Source organism: Paenibacillus oryzae (assembly GCF_001675045.1).
In the GTDB taxonomy this organism is placed as follows: Bacteria; Bacillota; Bacilli; order Paenibacillales; family Paenibacillaceae; genus Pristimantibacillus; species Pristimantibacillus oryzae.
In genome coordinates, this window is record NZ_LYPA01000079.1 from 51720 (window position 1) to 74057 (window position 22338).

17 protein-coding genes are annotated in these 22338 nt (G+C 52.1%); 12 read left to right on the forward strand and 5 right to left on the reverse strand.

Features of this window, described 5'->3' with window-relative positions; translation table 11 throughout:
* Nucleotides 1–212: 212 nt before the first annotated feature.
* The 8 genes from A7K91_RS23965 to A7K91_RS24000 all read left to right on the forward strand — a co-directional run bounded on the left by A7K91_RS23965 (nt 213) and on the right by A7K91_RS24000 (nt 7292).
* The gene (locus A7K91_RS23965) at nt 213–2345 is read left to right on the forward strand and encodes an oligosaccharide flippase family protein (protein WP_068687017.1); all 2133 of its coding nucleotides are present in this window, start codon (nt 213–215) and stop codon (nt 2343–2345) included.
* 14 nt (nt 2346–2359) lie between these two features.
* Complete coding sequence (gene yabN, locus A7K91_RS23970) at nt 2360–3883, forward strand: bifunctional methyltransferase/pyrophosphohydrolase YabN (protein ID WP_068687018.1); 1524 nt, start codon at nt 2360–2362, stop codon at nt 3881–3883.
* A gap of 300 nt (nt 3884–4183) precedes the next feature.
* Complete coding sequence (locus tag A7K91_RS23975) at nt 4184–4456, forward strand: HU family DNA-binding protein (protein ID WP_068687019.1); 273 nt, start codon at nt 4184–4186, stop codon at nt 4454–4456.
* A gap of 4 nt (nt 4457–4460) precedes the next feature.
* Nucleotides 4461–4739 (forward strand): RNA-binding S4 domain-containing protein, encoded by a 279-nt coding sequence (locus A7K91_RS23980; protein WP_068687020.1) that lies wholly within the window; start codon nt 4461–4463, stop codon nt 4737–4739.
* A 684-nt stretch (nt 4740–5423) separates the two neighbouring features.
* The gene (yabP, locus tag A7K91_RS23985; RefSeq protein WP_068687021.1) at nt 5424–5708 is read left to right on the forward strand and encodes a sporulation protein YabP; all 285 of its coding nucleotides are present in this window, start codon (nt 5424–5426) and stop codon (nt 5706–5708) included.
* The gene (yabQ, locus tag A7K91_RS23990) at nt 5705–6322 is read left to right on the forward strand and encodes a spore cortex biosynthesis protein YabQ (protein ID WP_068687022.1); all 618 of its coding nucleotides are present in this window, start codon (nt 5705–5707) and stop codon (nt 6320–6322) included. The genes yabP and yabQ overlap by 4 nt, the downstream gene beginning before the upstream one ends.
* Nucleotides 6322–6630, forward strand: coding sequence for an FtsB family cell division protein (locus A7K91_RS23995; RefSeq protein WP_068687023.1), 309 nt, complete (start codon nt 6322–6324; stop codon nt 6628–6630). Before yabQ ends, A7K91_RS23995 begins: the two co-directional genes overlap by 1 nt.
* Before the next feature lie 170 nt (nt 6631–6800).
* Entirely contained in the window at nt 6801–7292 is a 492-nt protein-coding gene (locus A7K91_RS24000) for a S1 domain-containing RNA-binding protein (RefSeq protein ID WP_068687024.1), read from the forward strand.
* Nucleotides 7293–7551: 259 nt separating this feature from the next.
* Here A7K91_RS24000 and A7K91_RS26610 read toward each other — a convergent pair whose 3' ends face one another.
* Nucleotides 7552–7746 (reverse strand): hypothetical protein, encoded by a 195-nt coding sequence (locus A7K91_RS26610; RefSeq protein ID WP_156739787.1) that lies wholly within the window; start codon nt 7744–7746, stop codon nt 7552–7554.
* Between the two features lie 57 nt (nt 7747–7803).
* Here A7K91_RS26610 and spoIIE point away from each other — a divergent pair, with 57 nt between their 5' ends.
* Nucleotides 7804–10305 carry a stage II sporulation protein E gene (gene spoIIE / locus A7K91_RS24010; RefSeq protein WP_068687026.1) on the forward strand — a complete coding sequence of 834 codons (2502 nt, stop codon included), beginning with the start codon at nt 7804–7806 and terminating at the stop codon, nt 10303–10305.
* A 359-nt stretch (nt 10306–10664) separates the two neighbouring features.
* On the opposite strand, the gene A7K91_RS24020 is transcribed toward spoIIE, so the two are convergent.
* Nucleotides 10665–11462, reverse strand: coding sequence for a helix-turn-helix domain-containing protein (locus tag A7K91_RS24020; RefSeq protein WP_068687028.1), 798 nt, complete (start codon nt 11460–11462; stop codon nt 10665–10667).
* 128 nt (nt 11463–11590) lie between these two features.
* Between A7K91_RS24020 and A7K91_RS24025 the strand changes: the two genes are divergently transcribed.
* Nucleotides 11591–13846 carry an FAD-dependent oxidoreductase gene (locus tag A7K91_RS24025; protein WP_068687029.1) on the forward strand — a complete coding sequence of 752 codons (2256 nt, stop codon included), beginning with the start codon at nt 11591–11593 and terminating at the stop codon, nt 13844–13846.
* Between the two features lie 162 nt (nt 13847–14008).
* Here the strand turns inward: A7K91_RS24025 and A7K91_RS24030 are convergent, their stop codons facing one another.
* Genes A7K91_RS24030 through A7K91_RS26615 form a run of 3 tightly spaced genes read right to left on the reverse strand, consistent with a single transcriptional unit; the run spans nt 14009 to nt 16855 of the window.
* A complete protein-coding gene (locus tag A7K91_RS24030; protein WP_068687030.1) occupies nt 14009–15754 on the reverse strand; it encodes a hypothetical protein in 1746 nt (581 codons plus the stop codon).
* 8 nt (nt 15755–15762) lie between these two features.
* Complete coding sequence (locus A7K91_RS24035; protein ID WP_068687031.1) at nt 15763–16710, reverse strand: hypothetical protein; 948 nt, start codon at nt 16708–16710, stop codon at nt 15763–15765.
* Nucleotides 16700–16855 carry a hypothetical protein gene (locus A7K91_RS26615; RefSeq protein WP_156739789.1) on the reverse strand — a complete coding sequence of 52 codons (156 nt, stop codon included), beginning with the start codon at nt 16853–16855 and terminating at the stop codon, nt 16700–16702. Before A7K91_RS26615 ends, A7K91_RS24035 begins: the two co-directional genes overlap by 11 nt.
* A 290-nt stretch (nt 16856–17145) precedes the next feature.
* Between A7K91_RS26615 and A7K91_RS24040 the strand changes: the two genes are divergently transcribed.
* Both A7K91_RS24040 and A7K91_RS24045 read left to right on the forward strand, forming a co-directional pair.
* On the forward strand, nt 17146–18933 hold the full coding sequence (locus A7K91_RS24040; protein ID WP_068687032.1) for a vWA domain-containing protein: 1788 nt from the start codon (nt 17146–17148) through the stop codon (nt 18931–18933).
* 12 nt (nt 18934–18945) lie between these two features.
* Nucleotides 18946–22335, forward strand: coding sequence for a tubulin-like doman-containing protein (locus tag A7K91_RS24045; RefSeq protein WP_068687033.1), 3390 nt, complete (start codon nt 18946–18948; stop codon nt 22333–22335).
* Nucleotides 22336–22338 lie beyond the last annotated feature (3 nt).

The window sequence follows — 22338 nt, forward strand, 5'->3', positions numbered from 1 at the left end:
CAGGCAGCAGAGGCTTCTGCGGCGGGGAAGGCAAGTCAAACCCGCCAGGAGGTCTCTTTGTGTTAGGGCTGGAATGATGCTTGCTGCCCCCGTGCAAGCAATGATGCGAATGGAGCTCCCTATGGCAAAATGTTCTGATTTCCGCTTTTGCGCTATAATGGATGCATTATGGATGACATATTGATAGTGCACCAGATGCGGGAGCGTGGGAAATGAGCCGGAGGATGGACGGAAACAAACCGGCGGCGTTTTGGAGGAACGGCGTGGTGGCGATGACAGGAGCGGCGCTGCTGTCCAAGCTGATTGGCTCCTTGCAAAAAATACCGCTGCAAAATATGGCGGGCGACCGGGTATTTGGCTTGTACAATGCCGTATACCCGCTGTATCAGCTGGTTGCTGTTTTGGCAACCGCGGGTTTGCCAACGGCTGTTTCCATCGTAATTGCGCGCCGCGCACAAGCGGCGGAGGACGGCGGGCCGCGCGGGGAGCGGCTGGCACTATTGGCCGCCTTGCTGCTGCTTGGCGTTAGTGGAACGGTTTCGTTTCTGCTGATGTGGGCAGGCGCAAGCCGGATTGCGGCATGGATTGGAGATGCCTCTGCGGCGCCTGCGATCCGAATGCTTGCCATTGCGCTGCTGCTGTCTCCGTTGGCGGCGGCGCTTCGGGGCTTTATGCAGGGGCGGGGGCTTATGACGTATTCCGCCCTGTCGCAGGTGGCGGATCAATTGGTTCGGGTTGCGGTGATGCTGTCCGCGCTTGGCGCAGGCCTGGTCGCGGGCTGGAGCGAGGCTGCGCTGGCCGCTGCCGTAATGAGCGGCTCCGCTGCCGGAGCGGGAGCCGCCTTGCTGCTGCTTGGCTTGATGTTGAGCAGGCTGCGGAAGGGCAGCCTCTCGCTTGGAGACGGATCGGTCCATGATGCAGAGGCTGCTTCTGCGAGAGAAGACAGAAATGCGAGAGAAGAAAGAGCTGCAAGAGATAACAGAAGTGCAAGGCAAGACATAGCTACAAGTGCAGGCATATCTGAAAGCAAAGAAAGAGCTGCAAGAGATGACGGAAATGCAAGGCAAGACAGAGCTGCAAGAGATGACGGAAATGCAAGGCAAGACAGAGCTGCAAGAGCAGGCATATCTGAAAGCAAAGACAAAGCTGCAAGAGATGACAGAAATGCAAGACAAGACAGAGCTGCAAGAGCTGGCATATCTATAAGCAAAGAAAGAGCTGCAAGTGAAGACAGAACTGCAAGACAAGACAGAGTTGCGAGAGCTGGCAAGGCATCAAGTGAAGACAGTGCTGGGATAATGCTGGCAGGAACAGCGAAATCAGGACTTGTTTCCAACAGTTCCAATGGAAGCAGCCTGCGGAAGAGGCTTGGCCGTCTTTGGCTGGAGGTCAAGGAGCTTGCGGGACTGGCGCTGCCCGCAGCGCTTGCCGCTATCGTTGTGCCTGCGCTTGGCGTCGTGGATGTGTTTACGGTGCCGCGCTTTCTGCTGCTTGATGGACATGCAGAAGCTTCTGCCATGGAGATGTTTGGCATCTACAGCCGCGCCCAGCCGCTGGTTCAGTTAGTCATTATGGCCGCCGGGGCGGCTTCCGCTGCTCTGGTACCGGGTTTTGTGGCCGCCAAGCAGTCGGGGCAGTTTCTGGATGCAGGCTTGCGATTGTCGCTGCTCATGCGCATCTCCTGGATCATCGGAGCGGCATCCGCTCTTGGGCTGGCGATGTTGGCCGAGCCTATCAACATTATGCTGTACAAGGACGCACAAGGCACGGTCGCCTTTGCGCTGACTGGGTTGACCGCGCTGGCCGGCTGCGTCAGCGCTGCATCCGCGCCCGCCCTGCAATCGCTGGGCGCAACCCGGGTTCCGGCGGCTCTGCTGCTGCTCGCCGCCTTGCTCAAGGGCGTGCTCAACGCCGCGCTAGTCCCGTCCCTGGGCATCCAGGGAGCGGCCATCTCCGGCGTTGCTGCGCTGAGTGCCGCGGCGATGCTTGGCGCCGCGGCCCTTCGCCGGGCGGCGGCAAGCGCCGGAGCGCCGCCTCATGTTCGGCCTGAGGCGGGGGCGGGCAGCGGCATACGCCCCGCCGCAGGCGCAGCTCTTGCGCTCGCAGCGATGGCGGCGGCGCTGTGGCTGCTGGAGCGCGGGCTTGCTCCCGCGCTCAGTCATTCGCTGCCGCCGCGTATGGCAGCGGCTGTGCTGGCGCTGACGGGCGTAGCTGTCGGCGCTTGTGTGTTTGCCGCAGGCGTGCTGCGCTGCGGCGTTATTGGCGCGCGCGAATGGCGCGCGCTGCCTGGCGGCGAGGCGTTGGCCGCTCGCCTTAGACGTTGGCGGCTGTTGCCGCCTCAATAAAGGGAGGAATTATCATGTACTATAGCGGCATTGAAGTCGTCGGTCTTGGATCTGGCGATCCCGACCAGCTAACGCTTGGCGTTTTGCGGAAGCTGCAGCAGGCATCCAAAATAATTACCCGGACCAAACAACATCCCGTCATGGATCTATTGGACAATAATGGAATTGCTTACACTACCTTTGATCATCTGTACGAAAAATACGATTCGTTCCCTCAGGTCTATGAGGCTATAGTTGACGAGCTGATGAAGGCCGCAGCTACCGGCCCGGATGGAAAGGAGCATGGGCAGGAGGGAGGTCCGCTGACCTCCGAGTTTTTGATTTACGCTTTACCAGGCCATCCCATGGTTGCGGAGCGTACTGTGCAGCTTCTTCGCGAGCGCTGCGCCGGCACTGGATTGGAGCTGCGCATCACGGGCGGGGAAAGCTTTCTGGATGCTGCTTTTTCTTCCTTTGGCATGGACCCCATTGAAGGTTTTGCTCTGCTGGATGCGGCCGAGCTTTCAGCCTCCCTGCTTCAGCCACGGCTTCATACACTGATCGGACAGGTTTATGATGCCTTTACCGCCTCCGACGTCAAGCTGGCGCTAATGGAGGTTTATCCCGATGATTACGAGGTTCTGGTTGGACATGCGCTTGGCGTTCAGGGTCAGGAAAAAATATTAAGAATGCCGCTATACGAGCTCGACCGCGACAATGGCTACGGCAATTTGTCCTTAATTTATGTGCCGCGTAATCTGGACCCGGCGCTCCGGAACCGGACCTTCGAGCGGCTGCATGAAATCGTGGCAATCCTTCGCAGCCCGGAGGGATGTCCTTGGGACCGCGAGCAAACCCATAGCTCCATTCGCAAAAATTTTATCGAGGAGCTGTATGAAGCGCTTGAAGCGTTGGACAATGATGATCCCGTTGGCATGCAGGAGGAGTTTGGAGACGTTATTTTGCAGGTCATGCTGCATAGCCAGATGGAGGAGGAGGTTGGCGCTTTCTCCGTGTTCGACGTAATTCAGTCGCTTAACGAAAAATTAATTTTTCGCCATCCGCATGTGTTCGGCGATTCCAACGCCGGAAATTCGGAGGAAGCGCTTGTCAATTGGGAGGCCATGAAGGCGGAGGAAAAACGGAGAAAAGGCGCGGAACAAGCGCCGTCCATGCTGGATGGCATACCGCCTGACCTGCCTGCTTTGATGAAGGCTTATAAAATTCAGAAAAAAGCGGCTAAAGTAGGCTTCGATTGGGGCGAAATTGAACCCGTTTTGTCCAAAATCGAGGAGGAGCTAGCGGAGCTGAGAGAGCGGATAGCAGAGAATGACCTGGAGAAGGGGGCGGACGAATTGGGAGATTTGTTGTTCGCCGTCGTTAACGCCTCGCGCTTTATTGATGCTGATCCCGAAGAGGCTCTCTCTCGAACCAACCGGAAATTCAAGCATAGATTTCAATATATAGAAGAGAAGCTTCGTATAAACGGCAAAACCTTTGACCAAACTGATTTAATAGAAATGGATGCTTGGTGGGAGGAGGCAAAACGTCAGGAATAGCGCTAGTTGCAGGGCAGCTGGGAGAATCCGGAATTGTTTCTTTGACGCAGACGCCTAGTATCGCTTAGAATGGTAGAACGGGATTTATGCTTCTGAACAATTTCTGAACATTTGTGAATTTGCATTCGTCACCGTTCGTCTTCATTCCACACAAATCCCAAAAAAATTTGAAACTCCCGGCAGGATTTTCATCTCACGAGCAGAATAAGTATTCTTCGTGAGAGCAAATAATGCCAACGGGCATGCGGCCTCAGGGCTGCAGCCACTATAATGTTTCCATAACATAGGAGGAAAATTACAATGAACAAAACAGATCTGATCAACAATATTGCAGAGAAGAGCGGCCTGACTAAACGTGATGTAGAAGCCGTTCTGAACGGTTTTCTGGGCGAAGTAACTGACGCTCTTGCCAGCGGTGACAAAGTACAATTGATCGGCTTCGGTACTTTTGAAACTCGCAAACGTTCCGGCCGTATCGGTCGCAACCCGCAAACTGGCAAAGAAATCGAAATTCCTGAATCCAAAGTTCCTGCTTTCAAAGCAGGCAACAAGCTGAAAGAAGCTATTAAGTAATAAAATGAGGCTTGATAAATTTCTTAAGGTATCCCGACTGATCAAACGGCGCACCGTTGCAAAGGATGTATCCGAGCAAGGGCGCGTCTGGATTAACGGCCGCGAGGCGAAAGCCAGCAGCTCCGTTAAGGTCGGGGACGAGCTCCAAATCCAATACGGCCAGAAAATCGTTACCGTTCGCGTTGAACGCATCGCGGAAACGACCCGTAAGGATGAAGCCGGCGAGCTGTATACCTTGGTAAAGGAAGAGCAGCGCCCACGCGAGAACGATCTCGATTGGTAACGCAGCTTTCCTTCTAAAAGCATAAAAACAGGCCAAGAAGGCAGATGCCGTCTTTGGCCTGTTTTTTTCTATATCCCTTGGGAAAGTATAAGTGTTCAGGCACGCCGATCTGACATCGATCGAAACAACTGCTTAGCAGATGCTTATGCCAGTCACTCGAACTTTGCAATTCTGGAATTTCGGAGATCAACGTTGACAGGTATCTTTCACCAACACCAACACCAGCATCTTTATCTTTCGCTATTTTTCACCTTGGCAAAAGTTTGCCGGACATTTATGACCGTCAGAGCCTCAAATAGCGGGTTTTGCCCCAAACAACGGTCACTTCTGTCCTTTACAAGCTCGAAATTGGCTTTTAACGGGTAAAAAATTGCTGTTACGGTCACGGGTGTCCTTTAGAAACATAGTTCTCCTTTAAAATGGCTCCTAACGGACACCGATGACCGGAACGTTCTTCAAGCTGATGCCGCAAAGCTCATGCACACGCATAACGAGCAAGCGCATGCCGCAAAGCTCATGCACACGCATAACGAGCAAGCCCATGCCGCAAAACCTACACTCAAGCTTAACCTGCAAGCTTATGCCTCAAGGCTTGCAGCCAGTTCCGTTTCGGTTCGGTTGTTCTAATCCTTGTCCGGCCCCCATAGATTAGTAGAGAATATTAGGGAAGCGGGGGAGTGCCATATGGCGGAACAGGGCAAAGGGCACAAGAGCGGGGACATCAAGCTGATTAATCGCAAAATGCTGGAGCTGACGGGAGTCATTAACGTGGAAAGCTTCGACAGCGAGGAATTTTTGCTGGAAACGGAGCTTGGTTTTTTGACCATAACGGGGCAAAATTTGCACATCAAGCTGCTTAGCCTGGAGCAAGGGCTGGTTTCGATTGAAGGACTCGTGCATTCGCTCGCTTATCTGGACGGCGCGGCCGCAAGCAAGTCCAAAGGATTGTTCGGGAAGCTGTTCAAATGACGTTGGAGGTTCAATGGCTCACCGTCGCCTTTATGCTGGCTTGCGGCGCCGGCATGGGGGCGGTGTTCGACGGTTACCGCGTTATTTCCAGCGAGCTGCGTTTTCCGCGCTGGTGGCTGCCGTTGATGGATGTGGCCTACTGGGCGCTTGCCGCTGTAGTCGTTTTCCGTATGCTGTACGCCAGCAATAACGGTGAAGTGAGGGCCTATGTGTTTCTGGGGCTGGCACTTGGCGCTATTCTTCATTATTGGCTGTTCAGCTCCCTGGTGATCAAACTGGTCAAATGGCTGATTGACGCCGTTCGAGCCGTTTTTTCCTTTTTGGGAAAAATGGTTATGCTGCTGATCGTAAAACCAGTTCTTTGGCTGCTGAAAGTTTTAAAAATGATACTTGTTTCTGGGTCTATGCTCACTATTTTCGTCCTGAAAATTGTGCTACAATTGGTTCGTCCTTTTTGGATATTGACAAAATGGATATTTTCACCATTGGTTTTATGGCTTGGCCGTTTTTTAAAACCTTATGCGGACAAGCTGATGGAAAGCCGGTTTTGGAAAAGCACAGCACTATTTTTGAGTGAAAAATGGAAACTATGGTTCGGGAGGGAAAAGCGCTAATGGCAACTGCAACGGTGAATAAGGGAGCGGCAATGATGGCCGCCAAACGCAGATTCAAAATATGGATGACCTTCATCGTCCTGTTTATGGGCTGGGCGGGATATACTCTTTTTGGCCAGTTGCAGCAGCAAAACGCGACCCACCAGAAATTAAGCGGCATTCAGGAACAGCTTGAGCTGACACGTCAGGAAAGCGAAGCGCTTCGCCTGGAAGTGGACAAACTGAATGATCCGGAATACATATCGCAGCTTGCCACCAAGGAGCAAGGCATGGTCAAGGAAGGCGAGCAGCAAATTTTTAGCGAATAGATAGCTTTATAATCGGGTGAACGTCTGTTGACCTTCATTCTTCGGTTCGGTTATAATCACGGTATAGGAACAGATCAAGGCTGGCAGGGCTTTATAACGGCGTTGTCCGTATTGTCCACGGCAATTGAAATTGTTTCCACTAAACTTTTGAGAGAGGAACATTTTATTTTATGGCAATTGAAGTGGGCGCCAAGTTAGAGGGAAAAGTGACAGGCATTACACATTTTGGGGCATTTGTCGACTTATCGGGAGGTGTCACTGGTCTCGTTCACATTTCCGAGATTGCCGATAACTATGTCAAGGACGTTAAGGATCATCTCAAGATTGACGATGTTGTCAAGGTAAAGGTGATCAACGTCGATAAGGACGGAAAGATCGGTCTTTCCATTAAGCAAGCCATTGACCGGCCAGAGGGCTCTGCACCGCCGCCGCGTGCGAGCGGAGGACCTGGAGGCGGAGGTGGCGGTGAACGATTCAACCGCGGAGGTCAGGACCGAGGCGGACGTCCCTTCAACAAGCAATCGTCTGGCAGACCGTCCTTCGGGAAGCCGTCATTCGAGGATAAAATGTCTCGCTTCTTGAAAGATAGTGAAGAGCGGATTTCTTCCCTGAAGAAAAACACAGAAGGCAAACGCGGCGGACGCGGAGCCAAGCGAGTATAATCCAATTCTATTCAAGCAGAGCCCAAGGGCTCTGCTTTTTTACTTTAAATCTTTAAATCCAGCCGCCAAGCTCGATCGCTCATATGCAAGGAACCTCAATAGATGCTGCCTCACTGTAGACTCAATCTCCTGTCAGACCTCATTTTCATTTCCATAAAAGCAAACCTGTATTTTTTTGCTTCCGACTTTGCTGTCGCATTGCGGAATATGCCTGTCCTGACAAAAAAGTTTTCTTCCCATGTCCACTTATACCGACAGTTTACTGCGGCGATTCGCCAAGCTGCTTGCGGCCGGCTTGCTGTTTTTGTTGGGTCACTGGACAATGGCTGCTATGGCAAAAATGGCTCAAAGCCGCTGTGGGCGCAGGTTGCCGCTTGTGATGACAAGAGCTGCGCGGCTGTTCATTTTGTCGGAAAAAACTTTTGGGGCGTTTACGATAACTGACAAACTTCATGTGGACAACCTCCTATAATGGGAAACACATTACATTCGGAAATGGTGGTGTCTGTTCATGAAGAAGGAAGGTGTGCTGGAAGGCGCGGATAACGGACCGGAGAGCTTCTCCCGATCGGCATGGCAGAAGGCGGGAGAGCTGCGGGCGGTTAGGGCGTTTGCCAATGCGGGCCAAGTCATTTTGGCCAAAAAATGGACGTTTCTTTTGTTAGGTATAGGATTTCTGCTGGGAAGGGCTGTTATTCTGGAGTCGCTGATGCCGTTTGCCGCCGCTTATTTTGCCGTCATGTATTTTATGAGGAGGGATTTATTCGTTTGGATTGCCGTCGCCCTCGTGGCGGGGAGCTGGTTTGCAGCAGAACCTGCGGCGCTCTGGATCGCAACGGAAATTGTCGCGTTGTTCCTGCTGCTTAAGGGGCTTGAAGCTTATGAAAAGGCGGAGCTGTCCACTGTGCCGATTCTGGTGTTTGCCTCCATGCTGCTTGTCGGGCTGTTTAAAGTGTTTATCTTCAATACGCTGGGCTGGTATAACCTGCTTATGGTTGTGGTGGAGGCGGCGCTTGCTTTTGTCCTGACGCTGGTGTTTATCCATGCTATTCCCGTATTGACCATGACGCGAAAATCGGCGGCGCTGCGGCATGAAGAAATCATCTGTCTGATGATTCTGCTGGCCTCCGTTATGACGGGCGCAGTAGGCTGGGTGCTCTACGGTATGTCTGCCGAGCATGTGATGTCGCGTTATATGCTCCTGCTGTTTGCGATGGCGGGTGGAGCGCCGCTGGGCGCTTCCGTTGGCGTAGTTGCAGGGCTGATTCTCAGCCTGGCCGATTTTGGAGCGATTGTGCAGATGAGCATGCTGGCGTTTGCCGGACTGCTGGCAGGATTGCTGCGCGAGGGCGGGAAGATGGCGGCGGCTTTTGGCCTGCTGCTGGGGACCTCCATTCTGACGATATATATTGGAACGCAATCGGATGTTATGAATTCCACCTGGGAATCCGTCGCCGCCGCCGTACTGCTGATGCTGACACCGCGCGGCGTCATACGCACAATCGCGAGGTATGTCCCGGGGACTAATGAGCATGCCAAATCGCAGCATGACTACGCCAAGCGGGTGCGCGAGGTGACAGCGGAGCGCGTATCGAAGTTTTCGGAGGTTTTTCGCCAGCTATCGGGCAGCTTTGGCCAACTGACGCAAAAAGCGGAGGAGCTTAAACGCGAGGATGAGCTGGGCCATTTTATGAATGCGGTATCTCAGCGCAGCTGCGGCAGCTGCCATCGCCAGCATGCCTGCTGGGGAGATAAATATTTTCATACCTATAAAATGATGACGGAGATGATGACGGCTGTTGAGGAGGATAAGGCGCATTCGCCCAAGGAGTATTCCCGCGGCTGGAGCCAGCATTGCGTAAAGACGCCGCAGGTGATGTCCATTATGAGGCATCAATACGAGCTTTATCAAAATAACCGGCATTGGAAAAAGCAGCTTAGCGATTCACGCCAGCTGGTGGCGGATCAACTATTCGGAGTTTCCCAGGTGATGGACGACCTGTCGAAGGAAATTCGCCGCGAAGGCCAGACCCTGCATTTGCAGGAGGAACAAATCAGAGAGGCGGTTGAAGGATTAGGGTTATCCATTCTGGGAGTCGATATCGTCAATTTGGAGGAGGGAAATGTTGAGATTGAGGTGTATCATTCCTTTGAGCAAGGCTTTGATGAATGTCGCAAAATAATTGCGCCGCTCCTGAGCGATATTCTGGGCGAGCATATTGCGGTAAAATCGGAAACGCTTCCCGAGCGGCACGGCGAACCAACGCTAGTCACCTTTGGCTCCGCCAAGCAGTTTGAGGTTGAGACGGGTGTGGCGGGAGCGGCCAAAGGCGGGGATTTGTTATCGGGAGACAGCTTTAGTCTGGCCGAGCTGAGCGGCGGGAAATTTGCTGTAGCCATCAGCGACGGCATGGGCAATGGAGAACGGGCGCGGCAGGAGAGCAGCGCAGCCTTGTCCATCCTGCAGCAGCTGCTTCAATCCGGCATGGATGAGAAGCTGGCCGTTAAATCGGTGAACTCCGTACTGATGCTGCGCTCCACCGAGGAAATGTACGCGACGGTTGATCTGGCTATTGTGGACTTGTATACGGCAAATACAACCTTTATGAAAATTGGCTCAACGCCAAGCTTTATTAAACGCGGAAGGGAGGTCATTCCGGTTACGGCCAATAATTTGCCGATCGGAATCATTCAGGACATAGACGTCGATTTTGTATCCATGCAGATGCAGTCGGGCGATACGCTGGTTATGATGAGCGATGGCATCTATGATGCGCCGGGCCATGCCATTAATAAGGAAATGTGGATGAAGCGTATTATTGGAGAGCTTGGAAGCGATGATCCGCAGGAGATGGCCGATGCGCTGCTGGAGACGGTCGTGCGGTACCATGAAGGAGAAATCGTGGATGATATGACGGTTCTTGTGGCGCGAATCGACAAGCATTTGCCGGAGTGGGCGTCCTTCCGCTGGCCTGGCGTTACCCGCATGGAGCGTCCCAGAACGGTCAGCTAAAAAAGAAAGGAGACAGTTTGCCGTCAGCATCCCCTTGATTGAACAAGTCATTCCTTCTTAGTTCCCATTTAACCAAACGCCGTTTTACAGCGTCGATGCCTGATTTGGGCGCCGAGCTGCAAAACGGCGTTTCCTCATTTATAAGAGGTTGTTCAAAAAGTCCGCTTCCCATTACGAAGCATGCCTGGCGGCATAGTCAGCATCGAATATGGCATTCAGCCGAATAAGCGTATGCTTTCGGAGCATGTTTCCTCTGGAAACATTTGAGGTGCTCACTTAGCTTCCACTAAGCTCCGCTCCTCGATTTCTAGCTTCATCCCATCTTCTCGGTACTGAAAAGCGAACTTTTTGAACTTTCACTATAGGCGATGCGTTTTCCGATAGTCGGAGGGGCGCATATTGGTCTGCTTTTTGAACATTCGGCTGAGGTAAAAGCCGTTTTCGTATCCGCAAGCCTGGGCGATATCATCCAGCGTCCGGTCGGTACCCGCCAGCAGCTTGCAGGCTGTCTGCAGCCGGATCGAAGTAACGTAACGGATCGGGGTTTGGCGGAACGCCGCCTGAAAACGGCGGGTAAGCTGAACAGCGGTTAACCCCAATGCTTGAGCAACCGCACGAATATCTCCGCCGGTCAACGCTTGTTTGCCCAGCATTTCGGCCGCCTTCTCCATCTGGGGGGAGACGGCGCCTTTGCCAATCGCTTCGCCTTCCATATGATGCTCGTTTACGATCAAATACCAGATATCCATAAGAAGATGCTCGCGGTACGAAGCAGTCGGCAAGGTATGAAGATCGGCTGCTTGGGCCAGCTTGACTAGATTGTCGTCCAGCCGCTGCCTGCCTTTGACCAGCTTGATGTGTCCCGTCGGAATATGCGGCAGCTCCATTCCTGTCTGCACATTCAAGCCATCCAAACCAAACACAACAAAATGAAAGCTCAGCGGCGAAAGCGTTTCTCTAAAAAAGCGATGGTGAGGCGGGCAGATAATGATATCGCCCGGTTCGCCCACCCCTTCGTGCAAGCCAATCCGGAATGTAAAACGGCCTTCCTCAATAATAAACATAACCCAGTCCTCGTAGGTATCCTCTGCCAGCAGGAAATGCTCCTTATGCTGCCAATGCACACATGTATGCCATTGTGGAACCGGCAGGTGCATAGAGTTCCACCTCCTTGTTATTCATGAAATTATAGATATGTAATTTGAAATTAAGGCCATTCACCAAAGTTTATGGTTATCTTATCATGAAATTAAAGATATACCAAATAGGCGGGAGAGTGATTGGCATGAGACAGGAAATAGTAAAAAGCGACGTAACGGTAATTGGTGGCGGTCTTGCCGGCGTATGCGCGGCTATTGCCGCTGCAAGGCTGGGACAAACGGTATCGCTTGTGCAGAACCGGCCCGTATTAGGGGGCAACTCCAGCAGCGAAGTGAGAGTGTGGGTATGCGGAGCAACCGGGCATGGAGTTAATCGTTATGCCCGGGAAACGGGCATAATGGGCGAGCTGTTTGCCGAAAACCAATACCGCAATCCGGAAGGAAATCCGTACCTGTGGGATCTGGTTGTGCTTGAGGCTGTACGCGCCGAGAGCCGGATAACGCTTTTTCTCAATACGGATGTGCATGAAGTTGCGATGGAGCCTGGTGATGGCGAGCTGCGCCGCATTCAATCGGCAACCGGCTGGATGATGGGCTCGGAGCGCAAAATTACATTTCAAAGCGACATGTTTCTGGATTGTACGGGGGACGGGCTGCTTGGCTGTTTGGCAGGAGCCGACTTCCGGATCGGACGGGAGGCGCGGCATGAGTTTAATGAAGACTGGGCGCCGGAAATAGCCGATGACATTACATTGGGCAGCACCATTCTCTTTTATACCAAGGACGAAGGGCAGCCCGTTCGTTTTGTTCCGCCTTCCTTTGCCAAAAGGATCGAGGAAACGTCCATTCCCATCCGCCGCGTCATCCGAAGCGGCGATTCAGGCTGTCATTACTGGTGGATTGAATGGGGCGGGGAGCTGGATACGGTGCATGAAAATGAGGCCATTCGCGACGAGCTGTGGTCGGTCATCTACGGCATCTGGGACTATATCAAAAATTCCGGGAAATTCGAGGCGGAAAATATGACGCTGGAGTGGGTAGGCTCCTTGCCCGGAAAGCGGGAATACCGAAGATTTGTCGGAGATTACGTCCTGAATCAAAATGATATTATTGCACAGCGGCCGTTTGACGACCGGGTAGCATTCGGGGGCTGGTCCATTGATCTTCATCCTCCGCAAGGCATGTACGCTCAGGAAAGCGGCTCAAAGCATTATCATCCCGACGGCATTTACCATATTCCGTTCCGCAGCCTGTATTCCTGCAATGTCGGCAATTTGATGTTTGCCGGACGGAATATTAGCGCCAGTCATGTCGCCTTCGGCACAACGCGGGTTATGGCTACCTGCGCCGTAATGGGCGAAGCGGCAGGCACAGGCGCTGCTTTGTGCGCCCGTGACGGCGTGACGCCGAGGGAGCTGCATGCGGTGCGGCTGGAGGAGCTTCAGCAAACGCTGCTTCGACAGGATGCATCCATCATCGGACTCCGCAACCAGGACGCGCACGATATGGCCAGATCAGCCAAAGCTGCGGCATCCTCTGTTTTGACAAAGCTTTCGACGGGAGCGTCTGCGGGTACGTATGCCCTGAGTCATCCGGCGGGCCTGCTGTTCCCGGTAGCGGGCAAGCTGGATAAGCTGAAGCTGCTGGTGGACGTGGTGGACGCTGAAACGCCGTCAGAGCTTACAATAAGCCTTTATGGCACTGGAAGGCCGGAAAATTATATTCCTGCCGAGCTGATTCAATCCTTGGCTATCGTCGTCCCTTCGGGCAAGGAGCAGTGGGTAGAGGTTCCATTCCATTACGAAACAAATGAGCCGTGTAATGTTTTTGTGACGATAGAAGGTCATGAGGGAGTTCGTCTGCACCAAAGCGCTCAGCCGTTGTTTGGCGTATTGTGCTTTGCCGGAAGGGATGGCTCCTCGCCGGATTTTGCCCATTTTATGGAGAGCCAGAAAACGATTGCCTGGAGCATGGACGGACTGAATCGCACGCCTTTTTGCGCGGTGGTTGAACCGGAAACGGAGGCTTATGCTCCAGCTTCCATTATAAATGGTTATACGCGTCCTTATGGAGGACCGCAGCTATGGATGTCTGAAGCTATGTCCGAAGGAGGCGAGGAATGGATTTCGCTAACCTGGGAGCAGGAGGTAGCGGCCTCTGAGATTCGGATTATTTTTAACGATGATGTTAATGAGGATTTAATCAATCTTCATCATCATCGCACCCCGTTTGAGATATTGCCGGAGCTGGTTCGGGATTACCGGCTTGAAGGCTTAACGGAGCAGGGCTGGAGGACGCTTCACAGGGAGACCGGAAATCGCAAGCGCCTGCGCGTCCACAGACTAGAGCGGCCAGAAGCCATAACGGCGCTCCGTCTTGTAGTGGAATCAACCAACGGCTCGCCGTATGCCCAAGTGGTCGAAATTCGGGTCTACGAATAATCATGTAGTATATCTCTACAAGTACTCATGCATAAGTAATAAAAAGCAGCTCTCGCACATCGCTATTAACGAGGTGGCGGGGCTGCTTCTTTTGTGTAAAAACCTGCTAAATAAGCTGGGCCAACACCGCTGAAATTGTTTTGTTCAACTTAAACGCGGCGTTTATTGTTGAGTAATGGTAATCGATTGAACATATGAGGAAACTTCGACGCGATAAGCGGTAATTTCTTCACCATCCCTGGAAACCGTGTCATTGTCGGCCCATATTCCCGTAATCGTTGCTTTGCCTGGCCGCAAGCCGGGGGCGCCTGTCAGAATAATATATTCCTCATTAAATAAAACAACGCCCTTCTCTCCTTCAACCGTAAAAATGTCGCAGGTAAAACGTACCTTTTGCCCGCTGTATTGGAGGAGGTCGGCTAGCTGGATTTCGGTATAATCCGGTTTGATGCCGGAAAACAGATATTGTCCGTTTTCATAGGTGTAAAGCGCCTCCTGTCCGGCTCCCTCGTTGGCATCATTAGTTACAATCAGTGTTCCGGGCTTGTCGACCCTAAAGCCGTCCGCCTCAAAGTCGAACAGATTCACAAGCGCGGAATCGCTGATTTCATAAGCAGCATATCTGCCTTGGCGAGTAGAGGATTTGCCCTCCGCCAGCAGCACGGTGCGTCCTGACGGGCTCAAGCTGTCCTCTAGCCTGATTTCCTCGACCTGAAAGCCATCGCCTATTTGTCCCTCTTTCTTGTCGATCGACATATCCGGCAGCATGCGAGCCAGTACTAGTTGTCCGTTTGCGGCCCCTATTGCGTATACAAGCGCGCCAAACTTGTCCTTGCCGCTGATGAAAAAATCGAAGCTGACCCCTGGGCTGGCTTTCGCCAGGATGCGCTCCGGCTCTTGTCTATTCCATTGGATTTCAATGTTTTGCAGCTCCTTGCTGACATCCTTGAAATCGCCAAGCAGCGTATACGCTGCGATCGCTTCCTCGTATTTGCTCTCCAACACCAGCTGTTTGGCCTGCTTTACTTGACCCGAGTAGACAGATTGAATATAAGAACGGATGGTTTTGCCTCTGGAAGCTATCAGCTTGGACCCTTCAATTGCTTTGGCATTGCGGAAAAAGACGGGCAAGTCGCCCTTATCCTCCAGCTTCTTTAAGTAGGAAAGAGTATAGTCCTCTATCCCGGGATAAACCCAGTCCGCATTAATGCCCTCCTGCTTGTAGAAGTCGAGCAGCCGCGTCCCTTCTGCAAGAAGGGCTTCTATGCCGCTGCCGTCTGCCTTGGCTGCTAGCCGCCCTTGGTCGTAAGGCTCGAATGCCGCACGCAATGCCGTCTCTTTTTCGGCAGCGCCGCCAAAGTAAAGCTCTGGAATAAGCAGGTATGCGATAACGGTTTTATCCGAAAACGCCGCTTTTTTCGTTTCCGCCTGAAGCTGCTGCTCAAGCGTCTTTTTGTATGTGGCATAAGCAGTTGTAAAATGAGCGTCGAGCCTATATTGCTTGCTCAATTCATTGAAGATTTTTTCGTATTGTCCGCCTCTGGCAGCCGCTGCTCCGGCAAGCTTTTGATAGTCGTCATAGGACCTGGCGGGGTTGTTGTTTTCTCCGTTATTGTCCAAAATGCCCAGCAGCTTATTCTGGATTTCCTCCACCGGCTTCAGCTTGTCTATCGCCGCCTTGGTTTCTTTTTCCTTATACTGCACCCACCGGTTATTCCGGGCCTTTAAGTAATAGCCGTATGCCTGTACCGTATCGTTCTGCTCCAGGTAATGAGCTGCCTGGCGGTAGTCCTGAACCTTGGCATAGCCCGCATACAGCTTGTAAGCAATCAGGGCAAGCACAACAAGTGCGGCAAGAAGGCTCCACAAAATCAATGTCCTGGATTTTTTATAGGAAACAATTAGCATGAATGAGTTCACCCTTCCTGCCAGATCGCTTGAACATCAGGGTCAAAGCCGTAACGCACCTTCGCCGCTTCCCTGCAGGCCTGCTGGAGTCTTGCCAGGGGACCGGAGGTTGCGCCGTTCACCAGCTTGCACAGGCGCAGAAACCGCTCCTTGGGCAAAGAATCCATATAGTCGAGGATAACAGGATAAAATCGTTCGATATAAGGCCTCATGCGAAGCGATGCGACTGCGGCGTTGCTCATCAGCTCTTTGCCAAAGGGCAGCTGCTCAATGCGAAGACGATGTGTAAGCAAATAATCCAGCACAGATTGGCGAATGAGAGATTTGTTAACCTTGGATACTTCATACAGGTAGGTTATAAATTCCTTATTGTAGGCTGCTGGAAGCAGTGTTTCCAGCTCCAGCTCCATGTCTTTTCTTATTATAAGCTGATTCAGACACATAATTTTTAAGTTTTTGATATGCTCGATGGTTAGCAGCGACCCCACCTCGCGCAGCTTCTCGTATGCCTCTTTATGTCGGTCGTTTTTCATATCCTCCCCCGCAGAGAGAGCATCCTTCAGCAAGCCTTCGCGAATGCTGGGCATATGGCGCTCCGTTATTTTTTGCAGGCGGAAAATTTCCTCAGAGGTCCGGAAATGCTTTTTTAGAACAACGTATAGAGCTATCACAACGGCCGCGCCCAAAAGCGCGATGCCCAGCTCTAGAAAATCTCGGGCCGCTAATGCGGCTACTCCCAGAAAGGCAGCCAAAACAAGCGCTTCCGTATAAAAAAGCCGTTTGTTCAACGTTGCCGCATATTCCTGCAGCGTCACAAAAGATTGCGAGCCGCAGCCGCTGCAAGGCTCCTCTGGCAGGACCGTATAAGAGCCGCAGGCCCTGCAATAGCGCAGCCGCTGCCATTGATGGGAAAGCTTAATGTGCTTACGGAATTGAACTGCGCGTTTAATGTTCATTGTTTTCACCTGCTCGGTTAAGCGAGGCAATAAGCTCCTTGTCTATGCCGGCGGCGGTAGCCGCTTCTGCCCTTCGTTTGCGGAATATGAACCATTTTGCTATTAAATATAGAACGCCGACTAACAGAATAGCGTATGTAATCATGTGCCTCACCTCAACGCATTTTAATCTTTTTGAGCTTGCATTTTAATAGAATTTTAAGGACTTCTATACAGAATTTTATGGAACTTTACGGATATTGGGGGTAATATTAAACGTAAAGATTATAGCACAAAAAAGGAACAAATTTACCAGTGTATGCCTTGAAGCCCCGTCAGGGGCAAAAAGGCATTGGAAGCCGGCTGCCTTAATCATAGAGTTTGGAGCGGCATGAAGCAAATCCTTGAACATAACGCTTGAAGCAATTTAACATCGGGAATGGTGGGAACGCAAATATGAAAGACGTTAAAAAATATATAGGTTTAGTGCTTATCATGATAATGATCGTTAGCCTGTTTGCCGGGTTTTACGGGGCTCCTTATGCTGGAGCCGCAAATGACCAACAGAAAATCGACGTTATGCTGGTGGTGGATGCCAGCACCTCGATGAACAGCAGCGACAAGCAAAAAGTAGCCAATGAAGCTATGAAGATGTTTGTCGATATGACCTCCGAGCAAGGCGACAAAATTGGCGTTATGGCCTATACGGATCAGATCGTCAGGGAGAAGGCGCTCCTGAAGATTGAAGGCCCGGAGGATAAAGGGGAGCTTAAACGATTTATCGATCAGGTTGCGCGCGGCCCCTATACCGATATTGCGGTTGGGGTTGCGGAATCGGTGAAGGTGCTGGAGCGGAGCGGAGAGCCCGATCATTCTCCGATGATCGTGCTGCTGGCGGACGGCAACAATTCGCTGCCGAAGGAGCGGACGCAGGAGCAGTCCGACAAGGAGCTTCAAGCTGCCGTGAGTCAAGCCAAAGCTGCGGGCATTCCGATTTATACCATTGGCTTGAATGCGGACGGCAAGCTGAACAAGCAGGTGCTTCAAGGCTTGTCCGACGATACCGGGGGCAAAGCCTTCGTCACCAGCTCTGCGGATGATTTGCCGCGTATTTTGAGCGAAATTTTTGCCGATCAGTTGAAGCTTAAGGTCATTCCGCTTACGGCGCTCACGGGCAATGGCCAGTTTCAAGAAGTGACGGTATCCATACCTAACGGCAACGTTATCGAAGGCAATATCTCTATCATCTCCGGCAAGCCGGTAGAGGTGAAGCTGGTGGATCCGGCGGGCAAGGAGCGTCCGGTGCCATCCGATGGCGTACTCTATTCCACCTCCAATGCCTATTCCCTTATCAAGCTGCTGAAGCCGGAGCAAGGCGACTGGAAGCTTCAGGTCAAGGGAGCAAGCAAGGATAAAATCGATATTAATCTGGTATTTAATTATGATTTGCAGTTAGCCGTCAAACCGGTTGCCGGTCCTTTCAAAAAGGGAGGCAAAGTCGATATTGAAGCGCAATTGGAGTCGAACGGGCAGGCGCTTGGCGATCCCGATTTGTATAAGGGAATGACCTCCAAGCTGGTTGTGACGGACATCGACGCAGGCACAACAACCGAATTGCCGATGACCAATGGCGGCGACCTGTTTTCCGGAGTCTTTGAAATTCCCGAAAGCCGCAATTATGAGCTGGTTGTAAGAGTAGAGGACAACAGCTTTTTCCGCGAATCCGAGCCGTTGCAAATTAATGCCGGAGGAGGAGCCGCCAAGCCTTCATCGACGCCTCCAGCAACATCGGGACAGGTTCCTGCGTCGGAGAAGGAGGGACTGAATTGGCCGCTTGTGATTGGCGGACTCGCTCTGCTCATCCTGCTGGCGGTTGCGGCCTGGTATGCGCTTGCGCTGGTGAAAAGGAACAACAAGGGCTTTTACGGACAATTTATTATTGAAATTCACGACGAGGATACGGGCGAAAGAACGAGTCCGCAATACAAGAAGCTGTCGGGCTTTAAGGGCAAGCTCAAGCTTCATCAGCTGCTCCAGCTTGCGCCTGAATTTGCGGAGACGGACAAAATTGTGTTTCGTCCCGGGAAAGACTCCGTATTTATACTGAACCAAAGCGGCTGCCTCATTGAAAAGTCGGGCCGCGCTTTTGACGCCGCCAAAGGCAAAGAGCTGAAAAACAATGACCGTATCAAGATTTCGCTTCAAGCCGTTCATAAATCTATTATTCTGGATTATATCAATTAGGAGGCTTAAGACATGAAAGCAGTCGTACGCGAGCATATACAGCAGTTGGATGTTTCCCAGGGCGGAGGCATCGTCAGCGACAAAATACGGGTCGACACCATCGACAATCCCATGCTGGTTATCGGTCTTGGCGGAACGGGCATCGACGCCTTGCTGCGGTTGAAGTATCAAATCAACCGCCGCTTCAAGCTGCCGGAGGACCCCATCACCAAGAAAAAACGGGACAAGCCCGACAACGTGGAATTTATCGCTTTTGAAACAAACGAGCAGGACCGCCATAAAAAATACAAGGGGATCGGTCTTGATCCCCTGACTGAATTTGTTCTGCTCTCCAACGCGGAAATCGGCAGCCTGCTGCAAAACCGCCGCCAGCTTGAGTCTTACATTACGGACTGGCTGTCGCCGGAGCTGCTTATTACGGACGGCATCAGCGGCGCGTCGGGCATTCGCCAGGCGGGGCGCCTGCTTCTTTTTACAAAAATATTGACCGTTGTGCAGGCGCTTGAGAAAAAAATAACAGGTTTGTCCGTCGGCACCAACAAAAAGCTGATGGTCTTTCTGCTGACCGGTTTGTCGGGAGGAACCGGAAGCGGCTGCTTCCTGGATATTTCCTATATTGTACGTGCAATTATCGAAAGAGAGCATGGCACGGCGGGCGTAGACAAGGTCAATATGCTGGGTTATCTGTTTATGCCGGACGTCAACCTGGCCAACAACAGCTTGTCCGATCATACCAAGGAATATATTAAGAAAAACGGCTATGCGGCGCTCAAAGAGCTGGATTACTGGATGAACGTGGACGAGCGCGGCGAACGCTTCAAGCAGCGTTACGGCAATGCCATTACGGTAAACTCGCCGATGCCTCCGTTTAACCTTGCCCATCTGATTTCCGCTACCAATACGGAAGGCAAGCTGCTGGAAAATTCCTATGATTACTGCATGAATGTTACCGCCGAAAATATTACCAACTTTATGGCCAGCGAGGACAAGCAGTCCGGCGATGAATTTGCGATTCATGACTACATCAGCAACACGCGCACCAATATCAATCAGATGGCCCGCCCGTTTGCGGCCAATTATCAATACAACATTCTTGGCGCTTCCTCCGCGATCCTGCCCATTGAGGAAATGACGACGTATCTGGCCTTCAAGCTGTTTAAGCGGATGGAAAAAATGTTTGATTCAAATCCGTCGCAGCAGGATGTGGACCAACTGCTTCGCAATCTTGGCATGGACAAGGAATCCATCCAGCGCGAATTCGAAAAGCGGGTGCCGGAGCCGATTTCAGGCTACCAGAACAGCGAGCGCTTCAGCTATAACAATGTCGTCAAAACGCAGGTGGTTAGCGTGGATACCGAGTTGGAGCAAGGTTATCTGGCGCGCGCCCGCGAGGAATACGTTAAAACGAAAAAACAGCTTCCGGCGCAACTGATGGAGGCCTTCACTGAACGAATCAACCGGATGTTCCTGAACCCGGAGCAAGGACCGTTTTTTGCTTCCCGGTCCATTTATACCAACAAGGGTTATTGCCTTGTTAATTCCATCCGGGCGGAAATCGAATCGCTGCGGGAGCATATTTCGCGTGTTCCCGATGATATCGAAGCCGCCAAAACGGTGGCGAACGAGCGGCTAGGCGACGCCCGCACGGCGTTTATTTCCAAGGAGCGCAAAAAGGATACGTACATCGAGGCCAAAATTCAGGAATATTTGCTGTACGCCGACCGTGAGCGGATGATCCAGATGGTAGAGTTTTACGAGGATTTGGCGGAGCTGATCAATGAGCAGAACTCGCGCATTTATTCCGTTTTCACGGAAGTGCTCAACTCCCTGAACAGTATTTTTGATAATAACGGCAAAATCCTGGTGAACGGCGACGAGCAGGTCGATCACAGGGGCAACCGGACCTATTACTGGAATGTGGTCAGCGTGCCCGATATTGTCAAAACGGTCAGCAGCATTATGGACGAGCGCGATGTAAACGACCTGATCCGGGATTTCACGCGGGAGCTGCTGTCCAAGACGGACCAGTGGGTTAAGGAGCAGGAAATTGATATTGTCAGCTCGGTATCGGATTTCTTGTCGGAGCATTTTGGCGCGTTGATTACCCGGTCCATGGAAGAGTTTCTGGTAATGAAATACGGCAACGACAGCACCGTGGATTCCGTCATTGAACGGGTCATTGCGAAAAAGCTGGATGAAGAGGCTATTCCGGTATTCCATTTGAGCAACAGCTCCGGCCATTTCCATTTCCCTTCAGCCGGTTTTGTGTCCATTCCCGCCGACGCTCCAAGCATTCGCAAGGGGATTGACCGGTTCAAGGAGCTGGCGCTTGGCAATTCCAAATTTACCATTAAGGAAAGCCAGGTGAAAAACCGGATTTTCTGGCTGAATACGCGAAACGGCATTCCGTTGTTTGCTTATACGCCGATGCAGCTGCTTGAGGAAAGCTATGAGCGCACCATTCTGGAGCAGGAGGGCATCGGACGCCATCTGGTGCAGACGAATCAGCGGAACTGGACCTATCTGCCTTCGCCGATTCCGGAAAAATCATGGGGCGACGTTTATTCCAACGCCCGCATCAAAGGTCATAACGCCTCCATCCGTCAATTGTTTGATAAAGCGGTCGAGCTTGGCGTTATTGCCGAAAAGGCTGAAAATGTAACAACAAACAGCCGCTTTGAATGCATAGTTGCCCAGCCGTTTGATCCCCAGGCTTTCCTGGCGGGCTTTAACTTTGGAGCGGATAAGGATAAACCAAACTTTGGCGAGGTTCGCCGCTGCATTACGGAATTGAAGGCTTTCCTCCAAAACGGGCTGCCGCGCGAAACCGTCAAGGATATTTTCGGAAGCATCAACCGGGATATTGCAAAAGAAAACCTGATCCGCTCGCCGGAGCTTCAAGCCATTGTCCGCGCCGAAGCGGCGAAATATGACGGCATCCAGGCCAAGCTTGCCGAGCTGGAGGAGCTGGTAAGCCAGCATTCGGACGAGGAGAAGCGGATCGACCTCTTCATTGAAGTGATGTATACAGGCACTATCGTCAAAAGAGGGGCGCAATACGTCTACGATCATGACGCCGACGAGGAATCATGGGCTCCGCTCGTCAATTTGACAAAGGTCAACAAGTTTGTTGAATACGTCATTTTCGAGCAGCTTCGCGAGCTGGACAGCCGCAAGAGAGGCCTGCTGGAGCGCAAGTCGTCCCGCCGCAGCGCGGCATTGACCGGCGCAGCGGATGTATCCGGCCTGCTGGCGGTGCTGAGGAATATGGCGGAGGCTTATCAGGCAGGCAAGGAAGCGCTGGATTACGATCGCGGCGACTTTATGAACGGCGAGGAAATGTACAGCTTCTACAAACGGATAGCCGGAAAAGTAAACGATATGATCAAGTCATTGGAGTAGAGG